Source organism: Soehngenia sp., from assembly GCF_055108775.1.
The window spans coordinates 1-16,311 of the sequence record NZ_JBSQIL010000041.1; the positions used below are offsets into that span (position 1 = coordinate 1).

Consider the following 16,311-nt stretch of genomic DNA (forward strand, 5'->3'; position numbering starts at 1 on the left):
GAAGAGGATAAAAAAGCTGTTGATTTAATGCTATTATACAATGATGATTTGCGTACAGCTCATATATTAAAAGAATGGTTTTATGAAATATGTCAAAGTGATGATTATTCTTATCAATGTAGTGAACTAATAAAATGGATTGAGAGTGCAGAATGCTCTTAAATAGCAGAATTTAAGAAGTGTGCCAATACCTATAAAAACTGGATAAATGAGATAAAGAATGCTTTTAGATATGGTTATACTAATGGACCAACTGAAGGATTTAACAATAAAATTAAGGTGTTAAAGAGAATATCTTTTGGGATAAGGAATTTTAAGAGATTCCGAAATAGAATTATTCATTGTACAAATTAGAGGGGTCAAATTTACAAGTAAATAATATATGTGGAAAACCTATATTTTAGCTAGGTTTATTTAAGTGTGCTTAAAAACCAATATAATAGTACCTATATGTAAAAATGCTCTTAAATATAGAATTGGAGCAAGATCAAAATTGATCCTACCCCAACAATTGACAAAGAGCCGTTATTTTATTGTTTATGTTTTTTACTTTTTCCCTTAACTCTTTTTAGCCTAAAGAAGTCTTCTCTTTCCTTTTCTTGAAGTACACTGTCGATATATTTGATAGTAGATTCATATCTAGGTATTTGGATCTTCTCAAGAGCATTTGCTCTTTTTTGGGTCTTTTTAATTTCCATCGCTAATTTATATACAGAATTCTCAATCTCTGCTAGTTCATATATCAAATCTCTTACTTTCATAAAACTTAGTACCGTCTTGTCAAAAGCAGGAGATGTCCTATAAAAATCATATTCTGTCTTTAACGGACTCTCTTCTCTCTTGATTATTGGAACTTCTACTCCCATGACCGATTTATATATAATGTCAAAGTCTTTTTCTTTTTCAATTGATTCTGCGATTTCAATGACAGTCTCTGGCCCCATTAGTATATTTGCAATCTTTAAATTCTCGTACGCTTCTTGAAATGCTTCATCTACTTTAGTTTGAAGGTCTGTTGCAGAATCTATTAAGTTCATCATTTCACGTATCAGAACAGTTCTTTTTTTATCCAGAAGTTCGTAGCCTTTTTTAGCAAAAGAAAGAGAGTTCTTAGCTTTTATTAAATTCGCTTTTGTAGGTGTTATCTTATAAACAGCCATTGCCTCACCTTATTTCATATACTTTTCAATTAGTTTTTGATCCAACCTATCTAGTTCTTCTTTTGGCAACAGTTTTAATAAATCCCATGCTATGTCTAGCGTTTCCATCATATCTCTATTTTCAGTAAAGCTTTGAGATACAAATCTCTTCTCAAATTCTTCTCCGAATTTTAGATATTTCTGGTCTCTTTCTGATAAATCGTCCTCGCCAATGATTTGTGCTAGTGCTCTTACATCTTGAACTTTTGAATATGCTGAGAACAATTGGTTTGCGACTTCTGGATGATCTTCCCTAGTAAAACCTTCACCAATGCCGTCTTTCATCAGACGAGAAAGTGATGGCAATACATTTATTGGTGGATATATGCCTTTTAAATATAAATCTCTTGATAATACAAGTTGCCCTTCAGTAATATAGCCTGTAAGGTCAGGTATTGGATGCGTTATGTCATCATTTGGCATCGTGAGTATTGGTATAAGTGTTACTGAACCGTTTTTGCCTTTTATCATTCCAGCTCTTTCATAAAGTTCAGCAAGATCTGAATAAAGATACCCAGGATAACCCCTTCTGCTTGGTACTTCTTCTCTTAATGATGAAACTTCACGAAGAGCTTCGCCATAGCTTGTTATATCTGTCATTATTACCAGTACATGTTGATTTTCTTCATATGCAAGATACTCTGCAGCAGTAAGAGCGCACCTTGGAGTTATGATTCTCTCCATTATAGGGTCATCAGCATAGTTTATATACATTACTACCCTATCCAGTACTCCTGCTTTTCTAAATGTTTCTTGGAAATAAAAAGCTTCATCGTGTTTTACACCTATTGCGGCAAATATAATAGAGAAATTATCTTCTCCTGATTCGCTTTTTATCTTGGCTTGTCTAACTATTTGTGCTGCCAACTGATTGTGTGGCAAGCCTGCCCCTGAAAATATAGGCAACTTTTGTCCCCTAATTAAAGTAGCAAGGGCGTCAATAGATGAAATACCTGTTTGAATGTAATTTCTTGGATACTCTCTTGACACTGGATTAATTGGCCTTCCATTTACATTGTAAGTTTTTTCAGAGTAAATTTCTCCGCCACCATCAATAGGCCTTCCTATTCCGTCAAATGTTCTTCCTAAAATCTCTTTTGATAGTGGTATTTCAAATGGTTTCCCTTTAAATGTTACTTTAGTATTATCTACAGCAATGCCCATAGTACTTCCGAAAACTTGAACTACAACACTATCGCCATCTATTTTAATTACTCTTCCAACCATTTTGTTGCCAAATTGGTCTTCGATTTCTGCTATTTCACTATACCCTATAGAATGAGTGTTAGAAAGTTCAACTATACTACCTTCAACTTTATCTAATTTTAAATATTTTCTCTTCATTCGTCTTCACCCACTATTTGCTATACTCTGACTCTAATTTATCATAGAAATCATTGATCATCTTATTGACTTCTTTGATCTTTGAAATATCATCATTAGGTATAGTATATTTTAATTTTATTACTTCTTCGTATATCTGTCCATTTCTTACCCTAGAGATTGGTATTCCTTTCTTTACTGCAGAAAGTCCTCTATCGTATAATAATTCCATGGTTTTTAGCATCTCATATTGTTTCTTTAGTGGCACAAAAGCATCGTCTTTATGAAATGCATTTTGTTGTAAAAATCCGATTTTTAACACTCTAGCTATCTCTAATATCAATCTCTGGTCATCTGGCAAAACATCTTCGCCAACTAAGAGCACTATTTCTTGGAGTTTGTTTTCTTCAAACAGTATTCCGAGCATTTTTTCTCTTAAATTTTCAATATCCACATTTAACTCTTTCTCATAGAAATCTTTGATCATATGAGTATATCCGCTATAACTATCCATCCAGTTGATTGCAGGATAGTGTCTTGAATATGCTAGTTCTCTATCAAGTCCTAAAAATACATTTACGAATCTCTTCGTATTTTCAGTTACTGGTTCAGAAAAATCTCCACCAGCTGGTGATACCGCGCCAATCAATGTTACCGAGGCTTCTTTGCCTGAGAGTGTCTTGACATATCCAGCCCTTTCATAAAATTGTGCAAGTCTTGTTGGCAAATATGCAGGGTATCCTTCTTCTGCAGGCATTTCTTCAAGTCTACCAGATATTTCTCTCAATGCTTCTGCCCATCTTGATGTTGAATCCGCCATGACAGCTACATCATAACCCATATCTCTGAAGTACTCAGCCATTGTAATGCCTGTGTAAATTGAGGCTTCCCTTGCGGCAACTGGCATATTTGATGTGTTGGCTATTAAAACAGTTCTTTCCATGATAGGCCTATTGGTCTTAGGGTCGACTAATTTAGGGAAATCCTCGAGAACTTCAGTCATTTCGTTTCCTCTTTCTCCACAGCCAACATATATGATGATGTCTGCATCAGACCATTTTGCAAGTTGATGTTGGAGCATTGTCTTGCCAGTTCCAAAACCGCCAGGAATAGCTGTAGTTCCTCCTTTTGCTATTGGGAAAAATACATCTAGGATTCTTTGGCCTGTTACAAGAAGTTTGCTTATTTCAAGTCTTTCTTCTACAGGTCGAGGATTTCTTACTGGCCATTCTTGATACATCTTGATCTCGTGAATGTCTCCATTTTTATCTTCTATTTTAATAATTGTGTCATTTATAGTCCCCTTGTTTGTTTCATTAACCCATATTACTTTGCCTGAGATCTCGATAGGAACCATCAGCTTGTGAACAATAAGCTGAGTTTCTTGCACTTCTGCAAATATCTGTCCACCTGTTAGATTATCGCCTGGCTTTACTAGCAGTTTAAACTCCCACTCTGTTTCTTCATCTATCGAAATAAGGCCAATTCCTTCAGGGATAAAATCACCATGGTCATCTCTAATCTTCTTTAATGGCCTTTGTATACCATCAAACATATTTCCAAGCATGCCAGGTCCTAGTTTTAGAGAAAGTGGTTTTCCAGTTGAAACTACTTCATCACCTTTTTTTAAGCCTTCTGTTTCTTCATAGACCTGAACAATACCAGTATCTCCATCAATGGAAATAACTTCACCTATCAATTTTTTTGGCCCTACTACAACCATCTCTCTCATTTTAAATCCAGTCATGTTTTCTCCGATAATTACAGGACCGTTGATGGATTTAATCTTACCAGTTAAATCACTCATTTATGTCACCTGCTTTCTCTAAAAGCGCAAATAACTTGTTTCCTATCTCATACTCATTGTCATCAATCAAGGTCTTTAATGAATAATCAATTAAAAATGTCTTCTCTTGATCTTCGATTAAAAATCCGCCTAATAGATTTGATGGCAATGTTTCAATGTTAAATTTATGAATTCGTTCTGCGTAATTCTTTTCTAAGTGCTCTTTTACCATATCTTTGTCGCTTTCTTTAACATAAATATTGAAATTCAAATCTCCAAGCTCTAAAATAGCTTTGTCCAGTTTGCCAAAGAGATATTGTTTGTATTCACTAGTCTTAGTGAATTCTGAAGCTTTTTCATATAGGCTTTGTATAAAGTCTTGTAGGATTTCTGCCCTCATTTTTAAAACTTTTTCTTTGACTTTTGTCTTTTCTTCAGAAATCTTTTCGTTGATCTCTCTTTCTGCTATTGCCAATTTTCTTTTGATGATCTCATCCCTTTGAGCTTCTAGTTCTTTCTTCTTCTGTTCTAGGAGATTTTCATTCTCTTTTTTTAATTCATCTAGTGCTTTTTGGAATTTCTTTTCTTCTTCTTTGTAGACAACTTTGCGAAATATATCCAATTTATCTTCTACAGTTATCATGACTTCACCACCTATATTTTGATGCCGACGGACTCTTTGATGTATCTCATAATAAAGTCTTTGTCCTTTAGGCCTGTCCTATCTGGTACAGTTACAATTAGCTTCTTGCTATTGCTCTTTTTTACTTGAAGCACTCTATCTTTCATTTTTTCTAGGATAGATTCTGTGATTATGATTATTCCAATCTCATCATTTTCAACAGCCTCATCAAACGCTTTTCTTATATCATCTAAATCTTTTACATATATTCCTTCTATACTTGCTAATCTCATTCCCACTAAAGTGTCCTTGTGGTCGCTGATTAGAATAGATTTCATTTTTATAACCTTCCCAAAATAAGAATTGAAACTATAAGACCATAAATAGCAATACCTTCTGCCAAACCTACAAATATAAGTGTTTGTCCTAATAATGATTTATCTTCTGATACTGCGCCTAAAGCTGCTGAACCAACTACTGCTACTGCATAACCTGCACCAAGTGTTGCTAATCCTGTTGCTAAAGCTGCTGAAATAAACCCTAAACCTTGAGATGATGTAACACCAGCTGCTGTGGCTTCTTCTGCTGCGTTTATTGCTCCTGGTACCATGATTATTACTGCTGCCATCAAAAGTGGAACAAACACAAACAAGTTAGCTCTCAAAATCTTTTTCAATTTCTTTCTGTCACCTTCCATATCGCTGTAAATAAAATATACTCCAGTAGCAATTGTTAATAATACCATAATAGTAGTTGTTGTTAATATAAATGACATAATATCTCCTCCTAAATTCTAAATTCTAATATTCTAATTTTACAGGCTCAAAAGCTTTTCCATCGCCTTTATAATATCTACTGAATAGTTCGTAATATTGAAGTCTTAAGCCTTGAATGAATACTATAAGCCCTTCAAGCCCTAATATCAGTAGGTTGCCTATGATTAACACCACTGTATTTCCTGCAGCAGAGCCTATCATTTCGCCTATGGTTTCAAATGCAATAAATAATCCCACGTGAGTCAGTGCAAACGCTCCAACTCTTATAAATGATACTGTTCCACTCAACATGCTCAAGAAAGTCTCAAGCAATGAGAATACACCTTCGATGTAATATCCTGTGATATCTTCGTGATGTAGAGGTCTCTTCTTTTCAACTAGATTAGCAAGTGGCATCTTGAATATGATGGACAATAAACATAGTACTGCTATTGCTACACCTACTGGCACTGGCATTATGTTTAACCCCAGCATCATTCCACCTACCAAAAGAAGTAAGTCTATAAAAAGCACAAATCCTGCAATTCCTTTGTTTCCAAACACAGCTTCTTCGATGTCTTTTCTCTTGAAAGCATTTATAATGCCATGAATATATGCAATTATAAGTAGTGTGACACCTACGCCAATTGCTATCATAAGCATAGTATTGATGTTTTCAAAAGGTCTGATCAATAGTGCTGGTATGATCGTTTCAAATCCAAACACAGCGCCATAAAGAGTCCCAAAGACCATTGAACTTGCTCCTAATCTAGTTAGCAAGCCTCCAAAAGTCTTGCTCTTCTTGCCTACCAATAATCCTGCAAGCAAGATGACAAATCCTTGACCCAAATCTCCGAACATCATTCCAAATAAAAACATGTATGACAAACTTAAAAAAGGAGTTGGATCCAGTTCATTGTATGATGGTGTCCCATACATCTTAACTAGCATCTCAAAAGGTTTAAATAACCAATTATTCTTTAATTTTGTAGGTGCATTTGAAATCTCGTCTTTCTTAAATACAGCCACAATTCCATCATATTTCTTTAACAGACTCGTCAGCTTATCTCTATCTGACTCGGCAATCCAAGCAGAAAGATAAAAATATTTCTTTGAAAAAGCAAGATTTTCCTGAATATCTTCCATTTTTAGGATCATATTAGCATGTGCTAACAGCTCCTTTACCCTATCGGTGTATTTTGATTTAATCTTATCCTCTATTTTCTCATTCTCAGCAATTTCTGCTAAAATCGAATTCCTTTTGATGTCAATTTGCTCGCTTATTTCTCCAAGAGTACCAGAATATTCTTCAGGAATTGGAATTTCTTTAAACCCTAGAGACCTTAAGATTCTAGTCATCTCAATATTCATTTCTTTTGGGTACATAACTATATATACTTCGCCTTCTTGGCTTGAACCAGTGTGCAAAAAAATACCCAAAATGTTCTCATAGTTCTTCTTTACCTTTTGTCTGCCTTCTTTTGAAAGAATTCCTACTTTGAATTCAAAATATTCCATGTTTCTCAAATCAGATAAAGATATTGAAAAATTCTTTAGTTCTCTAAATATATTCAAGTAATATCCTTCTAAATGTTCAAAGTCCTTTTTTAGAGTATTTATTTTTTCATTTGTGTCATGAATTTCTCCAATTATATTATCGAATTCCTCGAGAATATTCTCTTTTGGCAGCAAAGTATCAATTCTCATATTTAATTCATTGTCTTTTACATCAAATATTTCTTTGATTGTATCTGATTTTTTACTCAATTCGTCGACAAGAGAGTCTTTCTTATAGCTCCTTGCATAGTTCATATCGATTATCTTATCTATATTCTCGTTTGTGACATCAAATGTGAAATTATTAGACTCAATTTGATGAATTGCAGGAATTAAATCCACTTCAACGTTTGTGACTACATCCTTTAGGACATTTTCTGCATCTTGCGCCTTCCCAACGATATTTAACAAAGTCATTTTTTCAACCGACACTTATTATCACTTCCTTCTTCTCATCGTGATGCTAGGCTTTATCATTATGCTAACACCCTTAGTAATAAACTGTTTTTTAGTTTTGTAGAATGGACAACTTCTTCATCAAATGCTACATAAATATCCTCATATTTGCTTAAAGTATTTTGTATACTTTCTTTATCGGAACACAATACCCATCCAGCTAGATAGAAATACTTCCTTGAAAAAGCTAATTTTTCCTTTATTTTTTCTATTTTAATCATGATTTCTAATTGATTTAGCAAGTTAGTTATCTTATCTTTGTATTTTGATTTTAAATCTTCTAACTCTTTCTCTTTCGATGCAATTTGTGCTAAAATGTTATTTCTTTTTAGTGTAAGTATCGCACTTATTTCCTTTGGAGTAGAATTGTATTCTTCTGGCATCACCAACTCTTTAAATCCTATTGTTTTTAATGCTCTCTCTATATCTACAGCCACTTTTTTTGGGTAAATTATAAAATATACTTCTCCCTGTACTATCTTCCCAGTATGAACGATTATAGCTGGTATATTTTCATAGCTTGATTTTAACTTAAACCTTTCAGTATCGTTTAATACTCCTAGTTTAAAGTCAAAATACTCCATATTTCTTAAATCTCCAATGCTTATAGGAAAGTCATCTAGTTCTCTAAAAATATTATTATAATAGCTCTCTAATTTGCTCAACTCATTTTTTAAATTCATTAAATGGTCGTTCAAGGAATTTATGTTTTCGATCGCATTAAAAAAATCATTGATTTCATCTTCATTTATATAAGGTTTTTCTTTTGAAATATTTATGCTGTTATTAGTTAACCCAAACATTGACATGATCTTTTTTTTCTTGGTTTCTAAATCATTAACCTTATTGTCGCTTATATAAGGCATCGCATAATTCATATCAACTATTTTATCTAGACTGTCATCTCTTACATTTATTTTAAAATAACTTGTTTCTATTCTATTCAATGCATCTAATACTTCAATATCATAGTTTAAAACTAAATCTCTTAACACTTTATCTTGATATTCGACTTTACCAACTACATTAATCAACTCCATTTTGTTAGTTCCCATGATTACTCACTTCCTTTTAAATCTCTAATGAGGTATTTTCTTATGTCAATGCTTGAAATTTGATACCTCTTGGATTCCAGTATAGTCATGATGTCTCTTATTTCAAATTCTAATAAATGCAAAAATCCTATCGAAACTGAAATATCCATTTTAGCTTTTTTGAAAACATCTTTAAACATATTATAAAGGTGCTTTTGAATCCTTATTTTCATAAAAGTATCTATATCTTCCTCTGGGTTAAATAGGTCCTTGTATGGAGTGTTTCTAACCGTATTTATCAAATAGTCTACATCTGAATAACACAATTTCTTTAAATCTTCGTATTTAAATTCAAGACCTCCACTAAGTGCATAATTTATCAATTCTTCTGGAATAATATTGTAAAATTTAAGTCCTCTATAAATCCATTCGATATTCAACAAATCCACATTTATGCCGACTAATTTTTCTACAAATTTTTTATCTTCTCTTGACAGTTTCATGCCCTTTTCTCTAACAGTTTGAAAATAAAATTTATCTAAACTCATTTCGATATAAAAAATCAATCTCTCTGGATCTTCATCTTTATATCTTTTAATTATGTCGTAGAAAGGTGTGTCGTTTAGTAATTCTATTAATTCATTGATATTTTTTGCACCTTTTATCTTGTCATAAGAAAAACTATAATATTTTTCTCTAATCAAACTTAAATTCTTAGTTTCTTCTAGATTATCTCCCCTTGCCACAGCCCTTATAAAAAGCTTTAGGTCTTCTACTTCATATCTGAGCATAAGAGATCTATAAAAGTCTTTATATTTATCAGAAAAATAATTTAAAATTTTCCCAAACTGCTCTACTAAGAATCTGTCCATTGCTATGTCTACATCCTCAATCATTGTTAAATGAGGATCTTTTGTTATAAAACTACCATATACAGTGTTATTTTTTAAATATGAAATTGTATCATCTACAGTCTTTGATTCCATTAAATTCAAATAATCGTCATCTGTTAAAAAATGAGAGTGCATAACTCTTAATTTCGTGTTGATTGCCGAAAATCTTCTAGCATTACTCATTTTATCCCTCTATTCCTCGATAGTCAGGATACTTTCCCAAATATCATTTAATAATTTTGCTTTTAAGGCTTCGTATCTTTGATTTAAGTCCACAGAACTAGTATATTTAAGAAATTCTTGCTGAGTAATTTGTGGAATTAATTTCGTTTTCTCTTCGATATAATTGATATATGCTTCCTGCGCTTCTTTTTCATAACTATTTAATAGTTCTTCTTCTAGTTTCTGCACATTTGCAAGCCCCTCAAATTTCTCTTTTTTAAGTATTTCCTCATATCTATCTCTTAATTTTTTTGTTTCATTATCTAGATTAAGGATATCTTGAACTATTTGATCCATCTTATCACCCCTTGACTAATCTATTATACTCTTCCAATTTTCTAATACAATTCTTAATTATCCCTTAAAATCATAAAAAACAACAAAAATATAGATATTTACGAATATTACTTAATAAATGTCTTTTTATATCATTAAATCTTCTATTATCTTTAACTTTCTAATTTGTTACAAAAACTTAATAAATAAAACCACCTATTTCTAGGTGGTTCATTCTATACTGTTTCTAAGCCTCTTCTGAAAGCAAGTATGTTCTTTTCATGTGTCTTTGGTGGTAAATATTTCTTTATTTTTTCTTCCCAATCAATATTATCCAACCCTAAAGCTTTTACAGTAACTCCAAGCATTACTATGTTTGAGCTCTTAGCTTCGCCAATATCTAAAGCTACTTTTCTAGCATCGATACTTATTACATGATCGATTTTAGATTTCAATTCCTCTATTACTCCTTTTGGATACTCTTCAAGCCCTGCAAGAACTGGAAGTGGAAATATTTCTTCTTCGTTGACTATAAGAGTTCCTTCTTTTCTTAAGTTTCCTATATATCTAAGAGCTTCTATTTTTTCAAAAGCTACTAACACATCAGCCTCTCCGCTATTTATTATTGGTGAATAAACCTTTTCTCCAAACTTAATCTGAGTGGTTACACTTCCACCTCTTTGGCTCATTCCATGTATTTCGCTCATTTTTACATCAAAGCCTTCTTCCATCAATCCTTCTGATAGGATTTTTGAAACCAAGATTATCCCTTGTCCTCCAACTCCAGCCAACAGTAAACTCTTATTCATTTTCTCCACCTCTTTCTTTATACACCTTTATAGCCTTGTAAGGACAAGTTTGAATGCATACAGTACACCCATTGCACTGAACTTTGTCTATGACTACTTTATCATCAATCATTGATATAGCAGGACATCCTATTCTGAAACATGTCTTACAGTTTGTGCATTTTTCATTATCTACTTCAGAGTAGAGACTAGCTCTTTTCTTTTGAACCTCTTTTATTAGAGCACATGGTTGTTTTGTTATTATGACGAATGGCCCATCTGCTTCTAGTGCTGCTTTTATTGCTTCTTTATTTTGAACCATATTATATGGATTTATAACCTTGACATTTTCTTCTTTTACTCCACATGCTTTTACGATTGATTCTATATCAACAGTTGGTGCTGCTTCACCCTTTATGTTTTTACCTGTTCCAGGATTCTCTTGATGACCTGTCATAGCTGTAATTCTATTATCAAGTATAACCATTACTAAATCAGAGTTGTTATATACAGCATCTACTAAACCTGTCATTCCAGAATGAAAGAAAGTAGAATCCCCTAAAACTCCAAATACCTTCTTTCCTCTATTTGCCATTTGATTAACTTTATCAAAACCTATCCCTGCAGAAAAACCTGCTCCCATACATATGACTGTATCCCCTACATAAAGTGGTGCAGATGCTCCTAAACTATAACATCCTATATCCGATGATACATTTATTTTGTTTTTATATTTGCTCATTTCATAGAATATCCCCCTGTGAGGACAACCTGCGCAAAGTGCTGGAGGTCTATTAGGAGCTTCAATATCAAGCTTATATGTCTGAGGTTTTTCTTCACCAAACACAACTCTTCTTATTATTTGAGGGGTTATTTCACCACACAATGGAAATTCTTCCTTACCTATGCATTTAATTCCTAAAGCTTTAATGAAGTTTTCCATATAAGGTTCATTTTCTTCAATTACATATATCTTATCTACATGTTTTGAAAACTCTTTGAATTTCTCATCTGGCAGTGGATAACTAAATCCTATTTTTAAATATGAAACTTTATCTCCCAGTGCTTCTTTAGCATTCATATAACAAGCACCTGAAGTCACTACACCAATTTTAGAATCATTTAATTCTATTCTATTTAAATCAGTAGAATTTGAAAATTCACGTAATTTGGGAAGTCTTTCATTTTCCATTTCTATATGTTTTTCCTTAGCATTTGCAGGTACCATTATGTACTTTTTAGGATTTTTTGTGTATTCTTTGATACCTACTTCTTCTCTTTCTCCTAATTCTACTATTCCTTTAGTATGGCAAACCCTCGTTGTAACCCTAAAAAGAACTGCGGTATCAAATTGTTCCGAAATTTCAAATGCTTTCTTTAAATAATCTTTGCATTCTTGACTATCTGAAGGCTCAATTAATGCAACTTTTGCATGGGGTGCATAGAGTCTATTGTCTTGTTCATTTTGTGAGCTGTGCATGCCAGGTTCATCTGCTGAAATCACTACTAGTCCTCCATTTACTCCCTCATAAGCTATTGTGAAAAATGGATCTGCAGCTACATTTAAACCCACATGCTTCATGCTAGCCATAGCTCTAGCTCCTGCTACACTTGCTCCAAAGGCAACTTCTAATGCTACTTTTTCATTAGTGGACCATTCTGAATAAATCTCTTCATACGTGGAAACGTTTTCCAAGATTTCAGTAGAAGGTGTTCCTGGATAAGCACAAGCAACAAGAACTCCTGCTTCGTAAGCTCCTCTTGCTATTGCTTCATTTCCTGTCATTAGCTTTTTCATACTTACCATCCTTTCATATAATCTAATAACAATATATCATAATTTTTCTAAAAAAGCTTAATAATCATCTTGTTTGTTTAATATGTCCTCTTGTTTATTTAAAATATCTTCTTGTTTATTTAATAATTTATTGATTTTATTTACGTTTTTGTTCTCAATTTCCTTCCCACTTATGGTTAATTCCCAGTGAAGAACAAATGTAAGAACTACTCTAAGTATTGCTACTGCTGCAAGTATTATAAATTCATCAATATTTCTAATAAGCACAGTCTTGATTATCTCAGCAGCTAATTTAAACTCTAAACTCAACGACATGGCTTTTGCAAAAGCAAATCCTATTTCATCTTCACAAAAATTAAATCCACATTTGAAAAAATTAAATATGCTTCTTACTGCTGCAACTACGATTATTGTAACTCCGATGAGTTCAAGAAAAGAGGTTATGTAGGGTACTGAAACCTCCAATATGTGTTCAAATATCATAAAATGGCCTCCTAAAGATTATTGGGTATATATTCATCAATGTCAATATTATATATTTAAAGGAAGTCCAAGTCAATGAAAAACCACACTATTAAATATAGTGTGGTTTATTGTTTAATCATCTTTATAAATAGGGATGATGTATTTATATATGTCAAATTTACTCTTTTACGGTCTTTTTGATATCTTCTTTCGCATCCTTCAATACTTCTTTAAATTCTTCTTTCCCTTCTTCAACCTCAGCTTTGGTTTTCTTAGCTTTTTCTTTTACTTCTTCGGCATCTTCTTTGATGTCTTCTTTCTTTTCATCTAACTCTTCCTTTTTTTCTTCTAGCTCTTCTTTAGTTTTTTCAATTTTACTTGTAACTTTAGCTTTGATCTTATCGTATCCTTCTTTAGTTTTATCTACTGTTTCATTTACCTTTTCTTTGATTTCCTCTTTTGTTTCCACTGTTTTATTTTTGATGTCTTCTCTAGTTTCTTTCCCTGATTTTGGTGCAAATAATAGCCCTGCGCCTGCTCCTAATAATCCACCTATAGCAGTTCCTGTAGCTATATGCTTAACTTTTTTTGCTCTCTCTTTTCTAGCAATTTCTCTTTTTTTGTTTTCAAAGTAATTTTTTATCATAATCATCACTCCTTTATATTCTATTGTACCCAAAATTTTTCTTCTAACACAAATTTTTATGGTGCTGTATATTATAAGGAAGAATTTTATTCCTCATCAATTCCAAAAATATAATTATTTATACTTTATTTTGTAGCTAAGAATGATTACTGCAAAACCAAAAGTTATTATGTTTGCAAAAATCAATGGATAGTCTTTGATATTAATCCCATGAATCACCCATAAGAATACTCCAGCTACAAACATTGAATACATTAGAAGTGATATGCCAGATGTGTCTTTTGTTTTTATAACTTTTATAGCTTGAGGTACAAATGAAAGGGTAGTTAAAATTGCAGCAATTGCACCAAAATTCATTACTTTCCTCCTCGTATAATATGTTTAGAATCACTTTTTACTAAGTGTTCTAAGCATATTTTTATATCTAAAATGCAATTTTTAATTGAGATATCCTGATGTTATAATAAAACAAAGAATAGTTAGCGAAGGATAATTCTTGTCCTCCTTGCAAAGCCAAATGGTTATTGCCTCTATAGCATGCTTCCTGACTTAGCTATCATAATCTTCCAACTCAGATGCTGCATCTCCTTGACTAGACCAACAGCAAGGTAATTTTCAAAGATGAATGCTAATAGTGCGAGGTTGAAGTTAGTAGCTAAGATCGGGATATCTCTTTTACTAATTGTTCTCCCTACTACTTATGAAAGGTGGTGATAATATGAAGAACAATATTTTATCAACTTTATTTATTGGTATTGATGTAAGTTCTAAGACTAACGTCTTGTGTGCTCTTGATTTCCAAGGTAATAAACTTCTCAACCTAAAGGCTTCTAATAACAATCCTGGTGCTGAATCTATGCTAAAAAGCATCTTAGATTGTTTAAATGCTAATAACCTTAAATATGCTGTTATTGCCTTGGAATCAACTTCTATTTATAGCATTCATGTGGCTAACTTCCTATCTTCTCATGAAGATTTAGCATTATTTGAACCTAAAGTATATTGTCTTAACCCCAAAACTATTTCTAACTATAGAAAGTCCTTCGTGGATATAGATAAGACAGATCCTTTAGATGCATACATTATTGCTGATTTTGCTAGATGTGGAAGAATTACATCCTCTCCTTGGCGTGGTTCTCAGTTTCTTGCTTTGCAAAGACTTACTCGCCACAGACTTCATTTAGTTGAGTGTATTACACGTGAAAAAACTTACATGATCTCAAATATATATCTAAAATTAAGTCAACTAGCAGTCTTAGATAGAGAAGACAAGCCATTTTTCAATAACTATGGAGCTACTTCTGCAGCTATTCTAACCGAATTCTTATCTTTAGACGATATCACATATTCTCCCATCGAAGATTTAGTTGATTTCGTTAAAAAGAAAGGTAAAAATCGATTTAGTGATCCAGAAGCAACAGCTAAGTTACTACAGAAAGCTGCAAGTGATTCCTATAGGTTGGATAAAGTATTATACGAACCTTTAAATATATCAATTGCTTCTTCTTTTAACCTTATTAAGGCTTTTGAAAACGAAATTAAGGCTATTGATAAAGCTATTGAGAAAAACATTAAAGGTATAAATACTACTGAATATCAATCCTTAATATCTATTCCTGGTATCGGGGCTGTTTTAGCTAGTGGCATTTTATCAGAAATTGGAAGCATCAATGCTTTTGATTCCCACGATGCTTTAGCTAAATATGCTGGCTTAACCTGGAGAGTCAATCAATCAGGAGACTACACTGCTGAAGATACCAGCATGACTAAAACAGGTAATAAGTATCTTAGATACTATTTAATTGAAGCTGCTAACAGTGTTAAGAACTATTTGCCAGAGTACAAAGAATACTACAACAAAAAGTTTGGTGAAGTGACTACTCACCAACATAAAAGAGCACTCGCACTTACATCACGTAAATTAGTACGTTTGATTTTTGGATTGCTGACTAAAAATCAAATCTACTCCAGAAATAAAGTTGGAGAGATTCAATAAAATATTTTCAGTCACAAGCCTATTTTTTTTTGAAATAGTAGGTTCTGTTAAAGTTACGCTTTTTTAATTTTTTCTTTTGTTTCATTTAAAAAACATCCCTTGACATATTACCAGATTGCTATGACTGTCATAGGGATATTTTATTTTCCTCTAGGGGATTTTTCAACTATTTTTTGGGGTACTTTTAGATTAACATAAACAAATGTATGGAAGGATATTTTGAGATTGTCAGACAAATGGTTACAAACCATGGTATTCCAACCAGCCTTTATTGCGATCGCCATACTATTTTTGTATCACCTAATGAGGCTAAATTGTCTATTGAAGATCAGCTTACAGGTAAAAAAGCTAATTTAACCCAATTTAGTAGAGCTATGGAAGAATTAGGTATCAATATTATCAAGGCTCATTCTCCACAGGCTAAGGGTCGAATTGAAAGGCTTTGGGAAACTCTCCAAAGTAGATTGCCTGTCGAGTTTAAATTACATGGTATTA

General features: G+C 32.6%; 17 protein-coding genes and 1 pseudogene. 3 read left to right on the forward strand and 15 right to left on the reverse strand.

The features are described 5' to 3' along the window. Positions 1–162 precede the first annotated feature (162 nt). Complete coding sequence (locus ACTB1H_RS06290) at positions 163–354, forward strand: transposase (protein WP_463262002.1); 192 nt, start codon at positions 163–165, stop codon at positions 352–354. Positions 355–530: 176 nt separating this feature from the next. On the opposite strand, the gene ACTB1H_RS06295 is transcribed toward ACTB1H_RS06290, so the two are convergent. The 15 genes from ACTB1H_RS06295 to ACTB1H_RS06365 all read right to left on the reverse strand — a co-directional run bounded on the left by ACTB1H_RS06295 (position 531) and on the right by ACTB1H_RS06365 (position 14,177). Further along, positions 531–1,160 carry a V-type ATP synthase subunit D gene (locus tag ACTB1H_RS06295; protein ID WP_463261986.1) on the reverse strand — a complete coding sequence of 210 codons (630 nt, stop codon included), beginning with the start codon at positions 1,158–1,160 and terminating at the stop codon, positions 531–533. A gap of 9 nt (positions 1,161–1,169) precedes the next feature. Continuing rightward, complete coding sequence (locus ACTB1H_RS06300) at positions 1,170–2,543, reverse strand: V-type ATP synthase subunit B (RefSeq protein WP_463261987.1); 1,374 nt, start codon at positions 2,541–2,543, stop codon at positions 1,170–1,172. Positions 2,544–2,556: 13 nt separating this feature from the next. Next, positions 2,557–4,329, reverse strand: coding sequence for a V-type ATP synthase subunit A (locus tag ACTB1H_RS06305; protein ID WP_463261988.1), 1,773 nt, complete (start codon positions 4,327–4,329; stop codon positions 2,557–2,559). Beyond that, on the reverse strand, positions 4,322–4,951 hold the full coding sequence (locus ACTB1H_RS06310; RefSeq protein ID WP_463261989.1) for a V-type ATP synthase subunit E: 630 nt from the start codon (positions 4,949–4,951) through the stop codon (positions 4,322–4,324). The genes ACTB1H_RS06305 and ACTB1H_RS06310 overlap by 8 nt, the downstream gene beginning before the upstream one ends. Positions 4,952–4,962: 11 nt before the next feature. Then, positions 4,963–5,268 (reverse strand): V-type ATP synthase subunit F, encoded by a 306-nt coding sequence (locus tag ACTB1H_RS06315; RefSeq protein WP_463261990.1) that lies wholly within the window; start codon positions 5,266–5,268, stop codon positions 4,963–4,965. Positions 5,269–5,270: 2 nt separating this feature from the next. Then, the gene (locus ACTB1H_RS06320) at positions 5,271–5,705 is read right to left on the reverse strand and encodes an ATP synthase subunit C (protein WP_463261991.1); all 435 of its coding nucleotides are present in this window, start codon (positions 5,703–5,705) and stop codon (positions 5,271–5,273) included. A 25-nt stretch (positions 5,706–5,730) separates the two neighbouring features. After that, positions 5,731–7,674: a V-type ATP synthase subunit I gene (locus ACTB1H_RS06325; RefSeq protein WP_463261992.1), complete on the reverse strand. Its 1,944-nt coding sequence runs from the start codon at positions 7,672–7,674 to the stop codon at positions 5,731–5,733. A 44-nt stretch (positions 7,675–7,718) separates the two neighbouring features. Beyond that, on the reverse strand, positions 7,719–8,753 hold the full coding sequence (locus ACTB1H_RS06330; protein WP_463261993.1) for a V-type ATP synthase subunit I domain-containing protein: 1,035 nt from the start codon (positions 8,751–8,753) through the stop codon (positions 7,719–7,721). A 2-nt stretch (positions 8,754–8,755) separates the two neighbouring features. Beyond that, positions 8,756–9,808 carry a V-type ATPase subunit gene (locus tag ACTB1H_RS06335; protein WP_463261994.1) on the reverse strand — a complete coding sequence of 351 codons (1,053 nt, stop codon included), beginning with the start codon at positions 9,806–9,808 and terminating at the stop codon, positions 8,756–8,758. A gap of 9 nt (positions 9,809–9,817) precedes the next feature. Continuing rightward, positions 9,818–10,144: a hypothetical protein gene (locus tag ACTB1H_RS06340; RefSeq protein ID WP_463261995.1), complete on the reverse strand. Its 327-nt coding sequence runs from the start codon at positions 10,142–10,144 to the stop codon at positions 9,818–9,820. Between the two features lie 215 nt (positions 10,145–10,359). Beyond that, positions 10,360–10,932 (reverse strand): indolepyruvate oxidoreductase subunit beta, encoded by a 573-nt coding sequence (locus ACTB1H_RS06345; protein ID WP_463261996.1) that lies wholly within the window; start codon positions 10,930–10,932, stop codon positions 10,360–10,362. Next, a complete protein-coding gene (gene iorA / locus ACTB1H_RS06350; protein ID WP_463261997.1) occupies positions 10,925–12,709 on the reverse strand; it encodes an indolepyruvate ferredoxin oxidoreductase subunit alpha in 1,785 nt (594 codons plus the stop codon). The genes ACTB1H_RS06345 and iorA overlap by 8 nt, the downstream gene beginning before the upstream one ends. Positions 12,710–12,766: 57 nt before the next feature. Continuing rightward, positions 12,767–13,192, reverse strand: a complete 426-nt coding sequence (locus ACTB1H_RS06355; protein WP_463261998.1) for a DUF1622 domain-containing protein — start codon at positions 13,190–13,192, stop codon at positions 12,767–12,769. 160 nt (positions 13,193–13,352) lie between these two features. After that, complete coding sequence (locus ACTB1H_RS06360) at positions 13,353–13,820, reverse strand: YtxH domain-containing protein (RefSeq protein ID WP_463261999.1); 468 nt, start codon at positions 13,818–13,820, stop codon at positions 13,353–13,355. Positions 13,821–13,934: 114 nt separating this feature from the next. Next, on the reverse strand, positions 13,935–14,177 hold the full coding sequence (locus ACTB1H_RS06365) for a SemiSWEET transporter (RefSeq protein ID WP_463262000.1): 243 nt from the start codon (positions 14,175–14,177) through the stop codon (positions 13,935–13,937). Positions 14,178–14,538: 361 nt separating this feature from the next. Here ACTB1H_RS06365 and ACTB1H_RS06370 point away from each other — a divergent pair, with 361 nt between their 5' ends. Further along, a complete protein-coding gene (locus ACTB1H_RS06370; protein WP_463262001.1) occupies positions 14,539–15,816 on the forward strand; it encodes an IS110 family RNA-guided transposase in 1,278 nt (425 codons plus the stop codon). 197 nt (positions 15,817–16,013) lie between these two features. Next, positions 16,014–16,311, forward strand: a pseudogene (locus ACTB1H_RS06375) (ISNCY family transposase); the annotation flags it as partial.

Excerpts from the sequence above, each read along its gene's own strand:
- ACTB1H_RS06295 (WP_463261986.1), bottom strand. The coding sequence starts at position 1,160 with ATGGCTGTTTATAAGATAACACCTACAAAAGCGAATTTAATAAAAGCT.
- ACTB1H_RS06300 (WP_463261987.1), bottom strand. The coding sequence starts at position 2,543 with ATGAAGAGAAAATATTTAAAATTAGATAAAGTTGAAGGTAGTATAGTT.
- ACTB1H_RS06305 (WP_463261988.1), bottom strand. The coding sequence starts at position 4,329 with ATGAGTGATTTAACTGGTAAGATTAAATCCATCAACGGTCCTGTAATT.
- ACTB1H_RS06310 (WP_463261989.1), bottom strand. The coding sequence starts at position 4,951 with ATGATAACTGTAGAAGATAAATTGGATATATTTCGCAAAGTTGTCTAC.
- ACTB1H_RS06315 (WP_463261990.1), bottom strand. The coding sequence starts at position 5,268 with ATGAAATCTATTCTAATCAGCGACCACAAGGACACTTTAGTGGGAATG.
- ACTB1H_RS06320 (WP_463261991.1), bottom strand. The coding sequence starts at position 5,705 with ATGTCATTTATATTAACAACAACTACTATTATGGTATTATTAACAATT.
- ACTB1H_RS06330 (WP_463261993.1), bottom strand. The coding sequence starts at position 8,753 with ATGGGAACTAACAAAATGGAGTTGATTAATGTAGTTGGTAAAGTCGAA.
- ACTB1H_RS06335 (WP_463261994.1), bottom strand. The coding sequence starts at position 9,808 with ATGAGTAATGCTAGAAGATTTTCGGCAATCAACACGAAATTAAGAGTT.
- ACTB1H_RS06340 (WP_463261995.1), bottom strand. The coding sequence starts at position 10,144 with ATGGATCAAATAGTTCAAGATATCCTTAATCTAGATAATGAAACAAAA.
- ACTB1H_RS06345 (WP_463261996.1), bottom strand. The coding sequence starts at position 10,932 with ATGAATAAGAGTTTACTGTTGGCTGGAGTTGGAGGACAAGGGATAATC.
- iorA (WP_463261997.1), bottom strand. The coding sequence starts at position 12,709 with ATGAAAAAGCTAATGACAGGAAATGAAGCAATAGCAAGAGGAGCTTAC.
- ACTB1H_RS06355 (WP_463261998.1), bottom strand. The coding sequence starts at position 13,192 with ATGATATTTGAACACATATTGGAGGTTTCAGTACCCTACATAACCTCT.
- ACTB1H_RS06360 (WP_463261999.1), bottom strand. The coding sequence starts at position 13,820 with ATGATAAAAAATTACTTTGAAAACAAAAAAAGAGAAATTGCTAGAAAA.
- ACTB1H_RS06365 (WP_463262000.1), bottom strand. The coding sequence starts at position 14,177 with ATGAATTTTGGTGCAATTGCTGCAATTTTAACTACCCTTTCATTTGTA.
- ACTB1H_RS06370 (WP_463262001.1), top strand. The coding sequence starts at position 14,539 with ATGAAGAACAATATTTTATCAACTTTATTTATTGGTATTGATGTAAGT.